The 14,948-nt window shown below is 72.7% G+C and carries 14 protein-coding genes and 1 tRNA gene; 13 read left to right on the top strand and 2 right to left on the bottom strand.

What is annotated here, in order from left to right; all coding sequences use genetic code 11:
• The first annotated feature begins 13 nt into the window (after positions 1-13).
• From AC1Q49_RS08430 to AC1Q49_RS08420, 3 genes are all read left to right on the top strand, one after another.
• The gene (locus AC1Q49_RS08430; protein ID WP_492491579.1) at positions 14-730 is read left to right on the top strand and encodes a hypothetical protein; all 717 of its coding nucleotides are present in this window, start codon (positions 14-16) and stop codon (positions 728-730) included.
• Between the two features lie 55 nt (positions 731-785).
• Complete coding sequence (gene rsmA, locus AC1Q49_RS08425; protein WP_101307195.1) at positions 786-1,631, top strand: 16S rRNA (adenine(1518)-N(6)/adenine(1519)-N(6))-dimethyltransferase RsmA; 846 nt, start codon at positions 786-788, stop codon at positions 1,629-1,631.
• A 78-nt stretch (positions 1,632-1,709) separates the two neighbouring features.
• Positions 1,710-2,633 carry a phosphodiesterase gene (locus AC1Q49_RS08420; protein ID WP_060959851.1) on the top strand — a complete coding sequence of 308 codons (924 nt, stop codon included), beginning with the start codon at positions 1,710-1,712 and terminating at the stop codon, positions 2,631-2,633.
• On the opposite strand, the gene AC1Q49_RS08415 is transcribed toward AC1Q49_RS08420, so the two are convergent.
• Positions 2,569-4,167, bottom strand: coding sequence for a stealth conserved region 3 domain-containing protein (locus AC1Q49_RS08415; protein ID WP_492491577.1), 1,599 nt, complete (start codon positions 4,165-4,167; stop codon positions 2,569-2,571). The two genes, AC1Q49_RS08420 and AC1Q49_RS08415, sit on opposite strands and share 65 nt — an antisense overlap.
• 108 nt (positions 4,168-4,275) lie before the next feature.
• On the opposite strand from AC1Q49_RS08415, the gene AC1Q49_RS08410 reads away from it, so the two are divergent.
• From AC1Q49_RS08410 to AC1Q49_RS08395, 4 genes are read left to right on the top strand one after another with little or no spacing between them, the layout of a single operon-like run.
• Positions 4,276-5,340, top strand: a complete 1,065-nt coding sequence (locus AC1Q49_RS08410; RefSeq protein WP_060959839.1) for an aldo/keto reductase — start codon at positions 4,276-4,278, stop codon at positions 5,338-5,340.
• A complete protein-coding gene (locus tag AC1Q49_RS08405; RefSeq protein WP_492491575.1) occupies positions 5,337-6,278 on the top strand; it encodes a 4-(cytidine 5'-diphospho)-2-C-methyl-D-erythritol kinase in 942 nt (313 codons plus the stop codon). Before AC1Q49_RS08410 ends, AC1Q49_RS08405 begins: the two co-directional genes overlap by 4 nt.
• A gap of 39 nt (positions 6,279-6,317) precedes the next feature.
• Positions 6,318-7,631, top strand: coding sequence for a GNAT family N-acetyltransferase (locus AC1Q49_RS08400; RefSeq protein ID WP_492491573.1), 1,314 nt, complete (start codon positions 6,318-6,320; stop codon positions 7,629-7,631).
• Positions 7,632-7,664: 33 nt separating this feature from the next.
• Positions 7,665-9,461 (top strand): ABC-F family ATP-binding cassette domain-containing protein, encoded by a 1,797-nt coding sequence (locus tag AC1Q49_RS08395; protein WP_492491571.1) that lies wholly within the window; start codon positions 7,665-7,667, stop codon positions 9,459-9,461.
• A gap of 95 nt (positions 9,462-9,556) precedes the next feature.
• Here the strand turns inward: AC1Q49_RS08395 and AC1Q49_RS08390 are convergent, their stop codons facing one another.
• Entirely contained in the window at positions 9,557-10,054 is a 498-nt protein-coding gene (locus tag AC1Q49_RS08390) for a MarR family winged helix-turn-helix transcriptional regulator (RefSeq protein WP_060959835.1), read from the bottom strand.
• A 95-nt stretch (positions 10,055-10,149) separates the two neighbouring features.
• On the opposite strand from AC1Q49_RS08390, the gene AC1Q49_RS08385 reads away from it, so the two are divergent.
• The 6 genes from AC1Q49_RS08385 to AC1Q49_RS08360 all read left to right on the top strand — a co-directional run bounded on the left by AC1Q49_RS08385 (position 10,150) and on the right by AC1Q49_RS08360 (position 14,946).
• Entirely contained in the window at positions 10,150-11,835 is a 1,686-nt protein-coding gene (locus AC1Q49_RS08385; protein WP_492491569.1) for an FAD-dependent oxidoreductase, read from the top strand.
• A gap of 38 nt (positions 11,836-11,873) precedes the next feature.
• A complete protein-coding gene (locus tag AC1Q49_RS08380; RefSeq protein ID WP_167626524.1) occupies positions 11,874-12,035 on the top strand; it encodes a DUF8730 family Cys-rich protein in 162 nt (53 codons plus the stop codon).
• Positions 12,035-12,316 carry a metal-sensitive transcriptional regulator gene (locus AC1Q49_RS08375; protein ID WP_492491567.1) on the top strand — a complete coding sequence of 94 codons (282 nt, stop codon included), beginning with the start codon at positions 12,035-12,037 and terminating at the stop codon, positions 12,314-12,316. Before AC1Q49_RS08380 ends, AC1Q49_RS08375 begins: the two co-directional genes overlap by 1 nt.
• A gap of 75 nt (positions 12,317-12,391) precedes the next feature.
• A tRNA-Gln gene (locus tag AC1Q49_RS08370) sits at positions 12,392-12,463 on the top strand.
• Between the two features lies 1 nt (position 12,464).
• The gene (gene glmU / locus AC1Q49_RS08365; protein WP_492491565.1) at positions 12,465-13,937 is read left to right on the top strand and encodes a bifunctional UDP-N-acetylglucosamine diphosphorylase/glucosamine-1-phosphate N-acetyltransferase GlmU; all 1,473 of its coding nucleotides are present in this window, start codon (positions 12,465-12,467) and stop codon (positions 13,935-13,937) included.
• Positions 13,912-14,946 carry a ribose-phosphate diphosphokinase gene (locus AC1Q49_RS08360; RefSeq protein WP_060959831.1) on the top strand — a complete coding sequence of 345 codons (1,035 nt, stop codon included), beginning with the start codon at positions 13,912-13,914 and terminating at the stop codon, positions 14,944-14,946. Before glmU ends, AC1Q49_RS08360 begins: the two co-directional genes overlap by 26 nt.
• The last annotated feature ends 2 nt before the right edge of the window (positions 14,947-14,948 follow it).

The following is a 14,948-nucleotide window of genomic DNA, read 5'->3' as shown; positions in this document are numbered from 1 at the left end:
AGGAGAGGACGGGATGCCGCGGGCCGAGCCGCGGCATCCCGTCCTCGATTTGCGACATCTCCTCGGCACCGGCAACGGCACCGGCAACGGCAGCGGCACCGGCCCGGCCGCGGAGGACGCCGTGTCGGAGGCTCCCTCTAGCGTGTCGACCATGGACACCGACGAGCTGTTTCTGCGATCCGACGCCGCCCTGCGCGACGTGATCGACCGGATCGACCCGGCCGATCTCACCCGTCCGGCACCGTCCGAATGGACCTCCACGGCGGATCCCACCTTCCGCGACATCCTTCAGGCGCACACCTACGACGAGGCCTGGGTCCCCGACGTCCTGCGCGGGCGCGCATCGGCCGACGGCGACGACCTGCGGGGAGTCGACCTGCTCGGCGACGATCCGATCGGCGCGTACGACGCCCGCAACGACGCCGCGACGGCGGCGGTCCGCGCCGGCGGCTACGCCGACACCTTCCGGTTCAGCTACGGCGACTACCCGGCCGCCGAGGGTCTCGCCCACCTCGCCACCTACCGGGCGTTCCAGGCGTGGCTCATCGCGAAGCACCTCGGCATCCCGTTCCACTTCACCCCCGAGCTGATCGCCGGTCTCGAGGAGCACGTCGTCTCGTTCGCCGAGGAGTGGCGCGCGTGGGGCGTGTTCCCGCCGGCGATCGATCCGCCCGAGGGGGCCGACGACGAGACGCGCCTGCTGTGCGCCGTCGGCTACTGGATCCCCTAGACCACGGATCCCGCCGGCTCGGGCGGCCGCACGCATCACGGATAGGCTGGTGCGCATGCCCGTGACCCTGCTCGGAGCCGCCGAGATCCGCGCGCTCGCCGCCGACCTCGACGTCACTCCGACCAAGAAGCTGGGGCAGAACTTCGTCGTCGACGCCAACACGGTGCGAAAGATCGTCCACGTCGCGGAGGTGACCGCCGCCGACCGCGTCGTCGAGGTCGGGCCGGGTCTCGGCTCGCTCACCCTCGCCATCCTCGAGACGGGCGCGCCCGTCACCGCCGTCGAGATCGACCACCGCCTCGCGGAGCGGCTGCCGGCCACCGCCGCGGCCCACGGCGTCGCCGACGGTGCGCTGACGGTCGTGGATGCCGACGCCCTCCGTGTCACGGCGCTGCCGGGCGATCCGAACGTGCTCGTCGCGAACCTGCCCTACAACGTCAGCGTGCCGGTGCTCCTGCACTTCATGGAGACCTTTCCCGGTCTCGAGCGCGGCGTCGTGATGGTGCAGGCCGAGGTGGGGGAGCGCCTCGCGGCGCCTCCCGGATCGAAGGTCTACGGCGCCCCGAGCGTCAAGGCGGCCTGGTACGGCGCGTGGCGGCTGGCGGGCACGGTGTCGCGGCAGGTCTTCTGGCCGGTGCCGAACGTCGACAGCGTGCTGGTCGGCTTCCGCCGTGATCCGCAACCCCGAGGCGACGAGACCCTCCGCCGCGCCACCTTCCGGGTCGTGGATGCCGCCTTCCAGCAGCGCCGCAAGATGCTGCGCCAGGCGCTCGCCCCGCTCCTCGGCGGCTCATCGGCGGCGGCGACCGCGGTGCTGGAGGCGGCCGGAGTGGACCCCACGGCCCGGGGCGAGCAGCTGACGATCGACCACTTCGTGGCGGTCGCCCGCGCCTCCCGCTGACCGCGCGCCGGCGGCGACCTCGACACGACGCGCAACGTTCACCGCGCGGTCACGAAACATGTCTGTAACATGACGCGCATGCGAATGGCCGAGCATCCTGCTCCCGAGCGGATCGTGCTTCATCTCAGCGACACCCACCTTCGGGCCGGGGGCTCGCGCATCTGGGACGCCGTCTCGGGCGAGGAGCACCTCGCCCGCGCGCTCGACGGCATCGAGTCCTCGGGCGTGCGGCCCGACGCCATCGTCGTCACCGGCGACCTCGTCGACCTCGGCGAGCGTGCCGCGTACGCGACGCTGCGGGCGATGGTGGAGCCCGTCGCCGCGCGCCTGGAGGCGCCGGTGGTGTGGGTCATGGGAAACCACGACGATCGCGCCGCGTTCCGCGCCGAGCTGTGGGACGATCCGGCCGCCGATCTGCGCCCCGTCGACCGGGTGGACGAGTTCGACGGTCTGCGCATCGTCACCCTCGACACCTCTGTTCCGGGCCACCACTACGGCGAGCTCTCCGACGCCCAGCTCGCGTGGCTGTCCGCCGTGCTGGAAACGCCCGCGCCGCTCGGCACGATCCTGGCGATGCACCACCCGCCCGTTCCCAGCGTGCTCGCGCTGGCGGCGAGCGTCGAGCTGCGCGGTCAGGCGCGTCTGGCCGCCGTCGTCCGCGGCACCGACATCCGCGCCATCATCGCGGGGCACCTGCACTACTCGACGTTCGCGACGTTCGCGGGCATCCCCGTGTCGGTCGCGTCATCCACCTGCTACGCGCAGGATCTCACCGTCCCCGTCGGCGGCACCCGCCCGCAGGACGGGGCCCAGTCGTACAACCTGGTGCACGTCTACGACGACACGGTCGTCCACTCCGTGGTCCCCGTCGACGTCCCCCGCGTGATGGAGTACACCGACCCGGAGGCCGCCCGCCGGCGGCTCGCCGAGGCGGGCATCACGGGCGTCGGCGTGCAGAGGCCGAGCGCCCCGCCGACGCGGCCGTTGTCCGTGCTGCGCTGACCGGCACCTCCCACGGCGCCCGCACCGGGAACATGCGCTCGAGCGTGTCGCGCAGCAGGCGCACGCGCATCTCCTCCGGCACCTCGGTCTCACCGCCGTCGTTGAGGCAGAACATGTCCGCGTCGCGGCGCTCCTCCAGCCGGCGCATCTTGCGCAGCGCGGAGACCATGGTGGTCTGCACGTAGGTCACCCGCGGTGCGGTCGTCGCCACGGCCCGCCCGGTCATGAGGGCGTAGTAGTGGTAGAGGCTGTTGGTGACCGACACGTCGCTCGCCGAGCGGAACCGGGATGCCGCGGTGCGCGCGATGTCCTCGGCGAACTCCCGTTCGAGCTCGGCGGCGATGCTGCGCCTCATCGGCGCGGCGCAGTGCTCGAGGTCGCGCACGATCGAGCGGCCGAAGCGTTCGAGCAGGAGGGCGCGGTTCACGCGCAGGGCGTTGTCGTGCCCGGAACGCTCGCTGCGCGCCGCCCCGGCCCCGATGCGCACGTCGCACTCGACGAACGTCGTGAGCCCGCCCGCGGTGAAGAACATCTCCGGGGCGACGGGACGGCCGAAGAACATGTCGTCGTTCGAGTACAGGAAGTGCTCGGCGAGGCCGTCGATGCGATGCAGCTGCGCCTCGACGGCGTGCGAGTTGTGGGTGGGCAGAACCGACGGGTCGGCGAAGAACTCCTCGCTGCGCACGATCGTGACGCGCGGGTGCTCGGCCAACCAGGCGGGCTTGGGCGAGTCGGTGGCGATGAAGATCCGTCGCACCCAGGGGGCGTACATGTGCACGCTGCGCAGTGCGTAGCGCAGCTCGTCGACGTGGCGGTAGCGCGCCGGCCCGTCGTCGCCCTCGCCGACCACGTACTCCTCGAGCTGCGCGGCGCGCTGGCGCTGGAACTCGCTGGCCGAGCCGTCGACCCACGAGAAGACCATGTCGATGTCGGCGGTGACCTGATGCGGGCGCGCGTCGAACATGCCCACGACCGTCCTCCAGGAGCGGCCGTGGCGCCACACCGTCGTGGGGGTGAGATCGGATGCCGGGAACACCCGCCGCGTGAGGGCGTTGGCGCGCGGCGCGTGCACGAGCCCGTCCGCTCGGCGCCACGCCTCGAGGCGCACCGACTCCGCCGTCCCGTAGCGCAGCGAGCCGTTGGCGCTGATGCGCGGGCGGTACAGACGCATCCCCCAGACGCCGTCCGGGTCGGGGAGGGGCAGGTCCACCGCGAGGCGCGCGGCGGCGCCGGCGGGCTTGGCGTAGAGCGGTTCGTCCGCGCCGGCCGCGGCCAGGGCGCGGACGGCGACCGGGCCTTCGGCGGCATCCACGACGATCACCGCGCCGCCGTGGTCGTCCTGCGCGAGCATCGGGTCGAGGCCGGCGGCCGCGAGGGCGTCGGCGACGAGGCCGATGTCGGCCGTCCGGGCCATCTCGGGGGTGAGGTCGTCGTGCACGAGGTGGAGGACACCGTCGACCCATCGGAGGTCGTCGCGGGCGAGCAGACCTGACCAGGGGTGCGGATGCGGTGAGAGTGCCTCCAGTGGTGTCACGCAGACCTTCTTTCGTCGCCGGGGAGCCTTCAGCGTACGCGCATGTCGTTTCCTCCGCGTTTCGGCCACCGGCCGCCGCCGGCGCCCTGCGCTCGATAGCCTGGACGGGTGACCGACACCCCCGAGCGTTTCGCCGCGTCGCGCGGCGGCGACCTGCACCGTCCCTACACCGCGGCCCCCGACCGCTACACCTCCGCCGGCTACCGACAGGTGGGCGCCAGCGGCCTCTACCTCCCCGCGATCTCGCTGGGGCTGTGGTGGAACTTCGGCGACAACGTGCCGTTCGACAATCAGCGCGCGCTGCTGCGCCACGCCTTCGACCGCGGCATCACCCACTTCGACCTCGCCAACAACTACGGCCCGCCGTACGGCAGCGCGGAGACGAACTTCGGCCGCATGATGCGCGAGGACTTCCGGCCCTACCGCGACGAGCTCATCATCTCGTCCAAGGCCGGCTACGACATGTGGGACGGACCCTACGGGCAGTGGGGCTCGCGCAAGTATCTGCTGGCCAGCGCGGAGCAGTCCCTCACGCGGATGTCGCTCGACTACGTCGACATCTTCTACTCGCATCGCTTCGACCCGGTGACGCCCATCGAGGAGACGGTCGCCGCGCTCGACACCCTCGTGCGACAGGGCAAGGCGCTCTACGTCGGCATCTCGTCGTACGAGCCCGAGCAGACCGCGCGGGCCGCCGCCGTCGCGCGTGCGCTCGGCACGCCCCTGATCATCCACCAGCCCGCCTACTCGATCCTCAACCGGTGGATCGAAGACGGTCTCACCGGCGTGCTGCAGCAGGAGGGCATGGGCGCCATCGCGTTCGTCCCGCTCGCGCAGGGGCTGCTGACCGATCGCTACCTCGGCGACGGCACCGCGACCCGCTCCCAGGACCGCTCGTCGCTGCCCGGGCGTCGCCTGACCGACTCCGCCCTGGAGGGCCTGCGCGCTCTCGACGTGATCGCCCGCGAGCGCGGGCAGAGCCTCGCGCAGCTGGCTCTGCAGTGGGTGCTGCGCGACGGGGTCGTGGCCTCGGCGCTCATCGGGGCCTCGCGGACCGCGCAGCTCGACGAGAACCTCGCCGCGCTGGACGGGCCCGCCTTCGACGCCGAGGAGCTCGCGCGCATCGACGTGATCGCCGCCGGCATCGGAGAGATCTGGGTGGACGCTTCGTGACCATCGCCGGGCTGGCCGGTCGCCGGGTGCACGCGCGCGCGCCCGGCAAGATCAACATCGCCTTCGACGTCGGCGACGTCCAGCCCGACGGCTACCACGACGTCGCCTCCGTGTACCAGGCCGTGTCGGTGTACGAGGACGTGTGGGCGCGGGTGGCCGACGACTTCACGATCGCCGTCACGGGCGACCTCGATGTGTCCGGCGTCCCCCTCGACGCCACGAACCTCGCCGTCCGGGCGGCGCGGCGCGCCGCCGAGCGGCTGGGCTGGCAGGGCGGCATCCACCTCGACGTCCACAAGGGCGTGCCCGTCGCCGGCGGCATGGGGGGCGGGTCGGCAGATGCCGCGGCCGCCCTCGTCGCCGTCAACGAGCTGCTGGGCGGCGGGCTGACGACGCTCGAGCTGCAGGAGCTCGGTGCGCCCCTCGGCGCGGACGTGCCGTTCGCGGTCCTCGGCGGCACGGCGATCGGAACCGGCCGCGGCGACGAGCTGGCGCCGGCGCTCGCCCGCGGGCGCTTCGACTGGGTGCTCGTGACCAGTGCGGACGGGCTGTCGACGCCGGCGGTCTACGGCGAGCTCGACCGCTTGCGCGACCTGCCCGACATCGCCCCTGATCACGGCGTGCCGTCCGCCGATCCCGTGGTGCTGCAGGCGCTGCGGGCGGGCGACCCCGCGGCGCTCGCCGTCGCCGTCCGCAACGACCTCCAGGATGCCGCGCTGTCGCTGCGGCCCGCACTCGCCGACACCCTGCGCGCCGGACGACGGGCGGGCGCCCTGGCCGGTATCGTCTCGGGGTCGGGGCCCACGGTCGCCTTCCTCGCGGCCGACGAGCGCGCCGCCGTCGAGCTCGCCGCCGACCTCGCGGCCGCCACGCCGGCTCGTTCGCGTGTGCTGCACGCGCACGGTCCCGTGCCCGGCGCCCGCGTCGTCACGGCCTGAGCGCCGCCATCTCGCACACCCCCTCGAACGGAGAGCACCATGACCGATCGTCACCGTCCGCACCACGACGCCTCGCTCGACAGCACCCTGGTCGATGAGCTCGCCGCGCGCGACCTCGTCGTGCGGCGGGTCGACGACGCGCTGCGTACTGAGACCGACCCGTGGCTGGAGGCCGTCTCGCGCGGGTTCCTCGACGGCGAACGCACCGAGACGCAGCGCGAGGCGTTCTTCGCCGGCTCGGCGTACCGTCGCAAGCTCGGCGTCTTCGACGAGACGGCGCCGCAGCCGGAGGTGCCGGTCGCGACCTTCGCGTCGTGGGCCGCGGAGCTCAGTCTCCCCGGCGGGGCGGTGCCCGCCTGCGCGATCAGCTCCGTGACCGTCGCCCCGACCCATCGCCGCCGCGGCATCCTGCGCTCGGTGATGGCGGGCGAGCTGCGCACCGCCGTCGAGCGGGGCCTTCCGGTGGCGATCCTCACCGTCAGCGAGTCGACCATCTACGGTCGCTTCGGCTTCGCCCCCGCGGCGCTGGCCGCGCAGTGGCGCATCGACGCGCGCCGCGCACGGTGGATCGGACCCGACGCCCCCGGACGCATCGACTTCGTCACGCGTGCGCAGGGACGGGAGATCGCCGCGGAGCTGCACGAGCGGGTCCGCGTGCACGCGCCCGGTGAGATCGACATGCCCGGCGGACACTGGGATCGCTTCTTCGGCACGAGAGCCGACGTCGAGAAGGCCGAGCAGCTGCGGGCGGTGCAGTACCGCTCGCCGTCCGGCGACGTCGAGGGCGTCGCCGTGTACCGCGTCACCGAGAACGAGCACGACTTCGCGGCATCCACCGTCGAGATCGGCCTGCTGCTCGCCGCCGGCGACGAGGCGTACGCCGCCCTCTGGCGCTTCTTCCTCACGATGGACCTCATCGGCACGGTGGAGGCCAGCGAGCTGTCGGTCGACGAGCCGCTGTGGTGGATGATCGCCGACCAGCGCGCCGTGACCGTGACGCTGCGCGACCACCACTACACGCGCATCCTGGACGTGCCGGCGGCGCTGTCGGCGCGGACCTATGACGTCGTCGACACGGTCGTGCTCGACGTCACCGATCCGCTGGGCATCGCCTCCGGGGTGTTCCTGCTGACGACGGATGCCGACGGCACCGCCGCGGTGGAGCTCCTTGACGAGCCGCCGGTCGGCGTGCCGACGGTCACGCTCGGGGTGGCCGAGCTGTCTGCCCTGCTGCTGGGCGGCGTCTCGCCCGTGACGCTGGCGCGCGCGGGCCGTCTGGTCGCCGACGACGCCCCCGCGCTCGCACGGCTGTTCGCCTCCACGGTGCCGCCGCGGCTGAGCTTCTGGTACTGACCGCCGGGACCTCTCGCGTAGCCTGGAGCGGATATGGCGCATCTGCTCGGGGCTGAGGGCCTCCACCTGGAATTCCCCACGAAGGTCGTCTTCGACGGCGTCTCTCTCGGCGTCGACGAGGGGGATCGCATCGGCATCGTCGGCCGCAACGGCGACGGCAAGTCGAGTCTGATGGCGATGCTCGCGGGGCGTCTGGAGCCGGATGCCGGTCGCGTCACCGTGCGCGGCGGGGTGCGCGTGGGCGTGCTCGATCAGGGCGACACGCTCGACGACGCCCTCACGATCGCCCAGAGCGTCGTCGGTGACCGCGCCGAGCACGACTGGGCGGGCGATGCCGGCGTCCGCGACGTGATCTCCGGCCTGGTCGGCGACCTCGACTGGGACGGCCCCGTGGTCGGTCTCTCGGGCGGGCAGCGCCGGCGCGTGGCGCTCGCGCGACTGCTCGTCGGCGACTGGGACGTCCTCGCCCTCGACGAGCCCACCAACCACCTCGACGTCGAGGCGGTCGCCTGGCTCGCCGCGCACCTCAAGCGCCGCTGGTCCGCCTCGACGGGGGCGCTGCTGGTCGTCACCCACGACCGGTGGTTCCTCGACGAGGTCTGCACCCGCACGTGGGAGGTGCACGACCGCATCGTCGAGCCGTTCGAGGGCGGCTACGCCGCGTACGTGCTGCAGCGCGTCGAGCGCGACCGCCAGTCGGCGGTCATCGAGCAGCGGCGGCAGAACCTCGCCCGCAAGGAGCTCGCGTGGCTGCGCCGCGGCGCGCCCGCGCGCACGAGCAAGCCCCGCTTCCGCATCGACGCGGCCAACGCCTTGATCGCCGACGTCCCCGAGATCCGCGACGCCGTCCAGCTGCAGTCCCTCGCCGTCTCCCGCCTGGGCAAGGACGTCGTCGACCTGCTGGATGCCGGCGTCGCGTACGACGGGCATCCGGTGCTCACCGACGTCGAGTGGCGCATCGCGCCGGGCGAGCGCACCGGCATCCTCGGCGTCAACGGCGCCGGCAAGTCGACGCTCCTCGGCCTGGTGGCCGGGACGGTCGAGCCCACGAGCGGCCGGGTCAAGCGCGGCAAGACCGTGAAGGTCGCGACGCTGACCCAGCGGATGGACGAGCTGGACCAGTACCGGGACGACCCGGTGCGGGTCGTGATCTCGGGCCTGCGCACGAGCTACACGATCGGCACGGGCTCGAAGGCCGCCGAGCTGACGCCCGGCCAGCTCCTGGAGCGGATGGGTTTCAGCTCCGCCCAACTGTCGACGCCGGTCAAGGATCTCTCCGGCGGTCAGCAGCGCCGGCTGCAGCTGCTGCTGATCCTGCTCGACCAGCCGAACGTGCTCATCCTCGACGAGCCGACGAACGACCTCGACACCGACATGCTCGCCGCCATCGAGGATCTCCTGGACTCGTGGGCGGGGACCCTGCTGGTCGTCAGCCACGATCGGTACTTCCTCGAGCGCGTCACGGACCAGCAGTACGCCGTGCTGGACGGGCGCCTCCGGCACCTGCCCGGCGGCATCGACGAGTACCTGCGCCTGCGCGCCGCGCAGCTGTCCGCACCGGCCGCCGCTCCCGCGGCATCCGGCGGCGCCGCGTCGGGTCCCGCCCTCGCCGGCGCCGACCTGCGCGCGGCCCAGAAAGAGGTCGCCGCCGCGGAGCGGCGCATCCAGAAGCTCACGTCCCAGGTGGATGCCGCGCGCACGGCACTCGCCGACCACGATCAGTCGGACTACGTCGGCCTGGGGGAGCGGATGCGGGCGATCGGCGAGCTGGAGGCGGAGATCGCCGCGCTGGAGGAGCGCTGGTTCGAACTGTCCGAGCTTCTCGGCTGACGCCCCGCGACGGCGGAGTTTCGGTCGCTCGTGGCGCCCGAAACTCGCTGGGGCGCCGTTTCGGGCGCTCGAGGCGACCGAAACGCGAGCCTGCGTCAGGCGTCGAAGCCGAGGGAGAGCTTGCGCAGCAGGGCGGCGAGGCGTTCCCGGTCGCCGCGGGAGAGCACGCCGAGCAGCAGGGCCTCCGCGTCGACGAGACGCGTGATGGCGGCATCCACGCGGGTCTTCCCGTCGTCGGTGATCGTGACGAGCACGCTGCGGCCGTCGGCCGGGTCGGCTTCGCGACGCACGAGACGGCGGCCCACGAGCCGATCGATGCGGTTGGTCATCGTCCCGCTGGAGACGAGGGTCTGCTGCAGCAGCTGCTTCGGGCTCAGCTGATAGGGCTCGCCCGCGCGGCGCAGGGCCGACAGCACGTCCCACTCCCACGGCTCGAGGTCGCTGCGGCGGAACGCCTCACGCCGCGCCCGGTCGAGGTGGCGCGACAGACGGTCGACGCGGGAGAGCACCTCGAGGGGCGAGAAGTCGAGGTCGGGACGCTGGGCACCCCACGCGCCGACGATCCGGTCTACTTCGTCGTGTTCGGTGGCCATGGCTCCATTATCGCGGGAGGCGATCCGCCCGATTTGGCGCGCAATACCCCCGGGGGTATATTCGGGCGAGAACTGAACCTGAAGGGGGAGCACGGATGCGCATCGTGATCGTCGGAGGCGTGGCGGGAGGGATGAGCTGCGCCGCACGCGCGCGCAGGCTCGACGAGTCCGCCGAGATCGTCGTGCTCGAGCGCGGGGAGCACGTCTCCTTCGCCAACTGCGGTCTGCCCTACCTCGTGGGCGGCGAGATCGCCGACCCGTCCGCGCTGCTCGTGCAGACGCCCGCGTCGCTGAAGGCCGCGCTGGCCCTGGACGTACGCACCGGACACGACGTGACCCGCGTGGATGCCGCGGCCAAGACCGTGACGGTCGTCACCGCGGACGGGGTCGACACGCTCGCCTACGACGCCCTCGTGCTCGCACCGGGCGCCCAGGCGGCGCGCCCGCCGATCGCCGGACTCGACTCCCCTCGCGTGCGGACGTTGCGCACCGTGGAGGATGCCGTGGCGCTGCGCGACCGCGTCGTCGCCGGTGCGCGCCGGGCGGTCGTGCTCGGTGCCGGCTTCATCGGCGTCGAGGCCGCGGAGGCGCTCGCCCAGCGCGGCCTGCACACCACGGTCGTGGAGCTCGCGCCCCACGTCCTCCCTCCGCTGGAGGAGGAGCTCGCGACCCTCGTGAGCGCCGAGCTGCACGCGCTCGGCATCGAGGTGCGCGCCGGTGCGGCCGCGACGGCGATCGAGTCGGGCGTCGACGCCGACGTCGTCGTCCTCGACGACGGATCGCGGCTCGACGCCGATCTGGTCGTGCTCTCGGTCGGGGTCCGGCCCGACACCGCCGTGTTCGAAGAGGCCGGCGTCGCCTGCGTCCGCGGGGCGATGATCGTCGACGACCACGGCCGCACCTCGCTGCCCGACGTCTACGCGGTCGGCGATGCGACCGCGGTGGCCGACGCCGTGACGGGAGCCGTGCGCCCCGTCGCCCTCGCCGGCCCCGCCAACCGGGCGGGCCGCCTCGTGGCGGACGCGATCCTCCGCCCGCACACGGCCCGCGCGATCCCACGACCGGTCGGCACCGCCATCGTGCGCGTCGGCGCGCAGACGGTCGCGCTGACGGGCGCCAACCGTGCCGCACTGGCGGCCGCGGACGTCGAGGTCGACACCGTGCACCTGCACCCGGGCCAGCACGCCGGCTATTTCCCCGGTGCCTCGCAGATCCACCTCGTCGCGCACGTCCGGCGCGACGACGGTCGTCTGATGGGTGCGCAGGCCGTCGGCGCCGACGGCGTCGACAAGCGGATCGACGTGCTCGCCACCGCCATCCGTGCCGGGTGGAGCGTCGAGGACCTCATCGATCTCGATCTGGCCTATGCGCCGCCGTACGGCTCGGCGAAGGATCCCGTGAACCTGCTCGGCATGGTGGGGGAGAACGTGCGCTCCGGCACGCTCCGCCTCTGGTACGCGCAGGAGCTCGAGGAGGTGCTCTCGTCGGCGCTCGTCCTCGACGTCCGGACGCCCGCGGAGCTCGCCGCCGGCCGACTGCCGGACGTCCTGGCGATCCCGCACACGCAGCTGCGGGCCCGCCTCGACGAGGTCCGCGACGCGGCCGCCGACCGCCCCGTGCGCGTGATGTGCCAGTCGGGCGTGCGCTCCGCGATCGCGCATCGGGTGCTCGCGCAGGCCGGGTTCGACTCGGCATCCCTCTCCGGCGGCATGCTGACGCTCCGCGCCGTCCTCGGCGACCGCGCGGGCACCCTGCTCGTGACCGATCGCACCGCCGTCTGAACCCCCCACACCGACACCGAAAGACGAGGAGACCTCACATGTGCTCTGCCGTGACGTGCACCACCTGCGGAAAGACGACCTGGGCCGGCTGCGGCCAGCACGTGGACCAGGTGATGCGCAACGTCCCCGCCGCGCAGCGCTGCGCCGGACACGAGACCGACAGCGGATCGGGCTTCTTCTCCCGACTGTTCTCCCGCTGATGGCGACCTCGACGCACGACCCCGCCGCCCAGCGCAAGATCGCCAACCGGCTGCGCCGCGCCCGCGGGCAGCTGGACGCCGTGATCGCGGCCGTGGAGGAGGGGCGGCCGTGCCGCGACGTCGTCACGCAGCTGGCGGCCGTCTCCCACGCGCTGGACCGCGCGGGCTTCGCGATCGTGTCGACCGCGCTGCGCCAATGCCTCGCCGATCCGGCCGCCGCCGAGATCGAGGACGGCCTCACGACGGAGGAGCTGGAGAAGCTCTTCCTCATGCTCGCCTGACGGCCGATCGATGCGGTCTTCGGCGCCGGAGACTGGCAGACTGGACCAGCATACCCGCCGACTCGCGGGGTGCGGTCCGCCGTAGTGTAACGGCAGCACGACAGCCTTTGGAGCTGTGAGGTTCAGGTTCGAATCCTGGCGGCGGAGCATGACAGAGAACACGTGGGACGCGTCCCTGGCCGTCGTGATCCTCGCCGCCGGGCAGGGGACGCGCATGCGATCCGCGCTTCCGAAGGTGCTGCATCGCATCGGCGGGCGTCCGCTCGTGGGCCACGTCCTCGACACGGCGCGCGACCTCTCCGCCGCGCACGTGCTGGTCGTCGTCCGACACGAGCGCGACCTGGTCGCCGACGCCGTCACCGGCATCTCACCCGAGGTCGTCGTCGTCGATCAGGACGAGGTGCCCGGGACGGGCCGCGCGGTCGAGGTCGCGCTGGCCGCGGTGCCGGCGTTCGACGGCGACGTCCTGGTGCTCTCGGGCGACGTCCCGCTGCTGGACGCGCCGACCCTCAGCGCCCTCGTCCGCGATCACCGCGACTCGGGGGCCAGCGCGACGCTGCTGTCGGCGGTGCTCGACGACGCGACCGGCTACGGCCGCGTCATCCGCGCGACCGACGGTACCGTCGAGCGCATCGTCGAGCAGAAGGACGCGACGGCGGCCGAGGCGGCCGTGACCGAGATCAACGCCGGCGTCTACGTCTTCCGCTCCGCCGCCCTCCGCAGGCATCTGGCCCGCGTGGGCACCGACAACGCGCAGGGCGAGAAGTACCTCACCGACGTCATCGGGCTCGCCCGTGCCGCCGGGGAGCCGGTGGTCGCCTCGATCGCGGCGGACGTCGCCCTCACGCTCGGCGTCAACGATCGCGCCCAGCTCGCCGAGGCGGGGCGGCTGCTGAATGCCCGCACCGTGCGCCGCTGGCAGCTCGAGGGCGCGACCATCCAGGACCCGGCGACGACGTGGATCGACGTGACGGCGACCCTCGCCCCGGACGTCACCGTGCTGCCGAACACCCACATCCTGCGGGCGACGGCGGTGGCCGCGGGCGCCACGATCGGTCCGGACACGACGCTGGAGGACTGCGAGGTCGGCGAGAACGCGGTCGTGCGCCGCGCCGACGCGACGCTCGCCGTGATCGGCGCGGGCGCGACGGTGGGCCCCTTCGCCTACCTCCGACCCGGCACCGTGCTGGCCGCCGGCGGCAAGATCGGCACCTTCGTCGAGACCAAGAACTCCACCATCGGCGAGGGCAGCAAGGTGCCGCACCTGTCGTACATCGGCGACACGACCATCGGTCGCGGGGTGAACCTCGGCGCCGGCGCGATCACGGCCAACTACGACGACATCGCCAAGCACCGCACCGAGATCGGTGACGAGGTGCACTCCGGCTCGCACAACGTGTTCGTCGCGCCCGTTAGGATCGGAGACGGCGCCAAGACCGGAGCCGGCGCGGTGATCCGCAAGGATGTCCCGCCCGGAGCCCTCGCCTTGAGCGTTGCCCCTCAGCGCAACGTCGAGGGGTGGGTTGAGAACCACCGACCGGGAACGGCCGCGGCGGCAGCTGCCGCGCAGTCCCGGTCTGCACAGGAAGCGGACGATGGCGCGCAAGAAGCACACGGTTGATCTGGACGTCGAGCGCGGGATCGCCCCGGGACTCGTCGCCAAGACCAAGAAGCGTCTGGTCGTCGCGAGCGGAAGCTCCCACCCGACCCTGTCCCACGACGTCGCCGCGGCCCTCGGCACCGAGCTCGTCCCGACCGAGCACCGCACGTTCGCGTCGGGGGAGATCCTGACGCGGTTCGAGGTGTCGATCCGCGGATGCGACGCGTTCATCATCCAGTCCTTCGGGCCTCCCGTGAACGAGTGGCTCATGGAGCTGCTGATCATGCTGGATGCCGCCAAGCGGGCATCCGCCAAGCGCATCACGGTCGTCGCGCCCTACTATCCGTACTCGCGCCAGGACAAGAAGGGACGCGGCCGCGAGCCGATCAGCGCCCGTCTCGTCGCCGACCTGCTGAAGACGGCGGGTGCCGACCGGGTCATGAGCGTCGACCTGCACGCCGCGCAGATCCAGGGCTTCTTCGACGGCCCCGTCGACCACCTGTTCGCCAAGCCCGTGCTGCTCGACTACTTCCAGAAGAGCCTGTCGCCGGAGGACCGCGAGAAGCTGACCGTCGTCTCGCCCGACACGGGACGTGTGCGCGTCGCCGACCAGTGGTCGGACTCGCTGGGGGCGCCGCTGGCGATCATCCACAAGCGGCGCGATCCGAACGTGGCCAACCAGGTGACGGTCAACGAGATCGTCGGACATGTCGAGGGTCGCGTCTGCCTGCTGGTGGACGACATGATCGACACCGGCGGGACGATCGTGAAGGCCGCCCAGGCGCTCAAGGCGAACGGCGCCGAGCGCGTCATCGTCGCCGCGACGCACGCCGTGTTCAGCGACCCCGCCACGCAGCGCCTGCAGGATGCCGCCATCGACGAGGTCGTCGTCACCGACACGATCCCGCTGCCCCCCGAGAAGCGTTTCCCGGGACTGACGATCCTGCCGATCGCCCCGCTCCTCGCGCGCGCGATCAAGGAGGTCTTCGAGGACGGCTCCGTCACGAGCATGTTCGACGGCGCCGCCTGAGT

This window comes from Microbacterium sp. MPR-TSA4 (assembly GCF_058792815.1).
The sequence above is the reverse complement of the archived record's forward strand: the minus strand, read 5'-3'. Positions and strand labels throughout refer to the sequence as shown.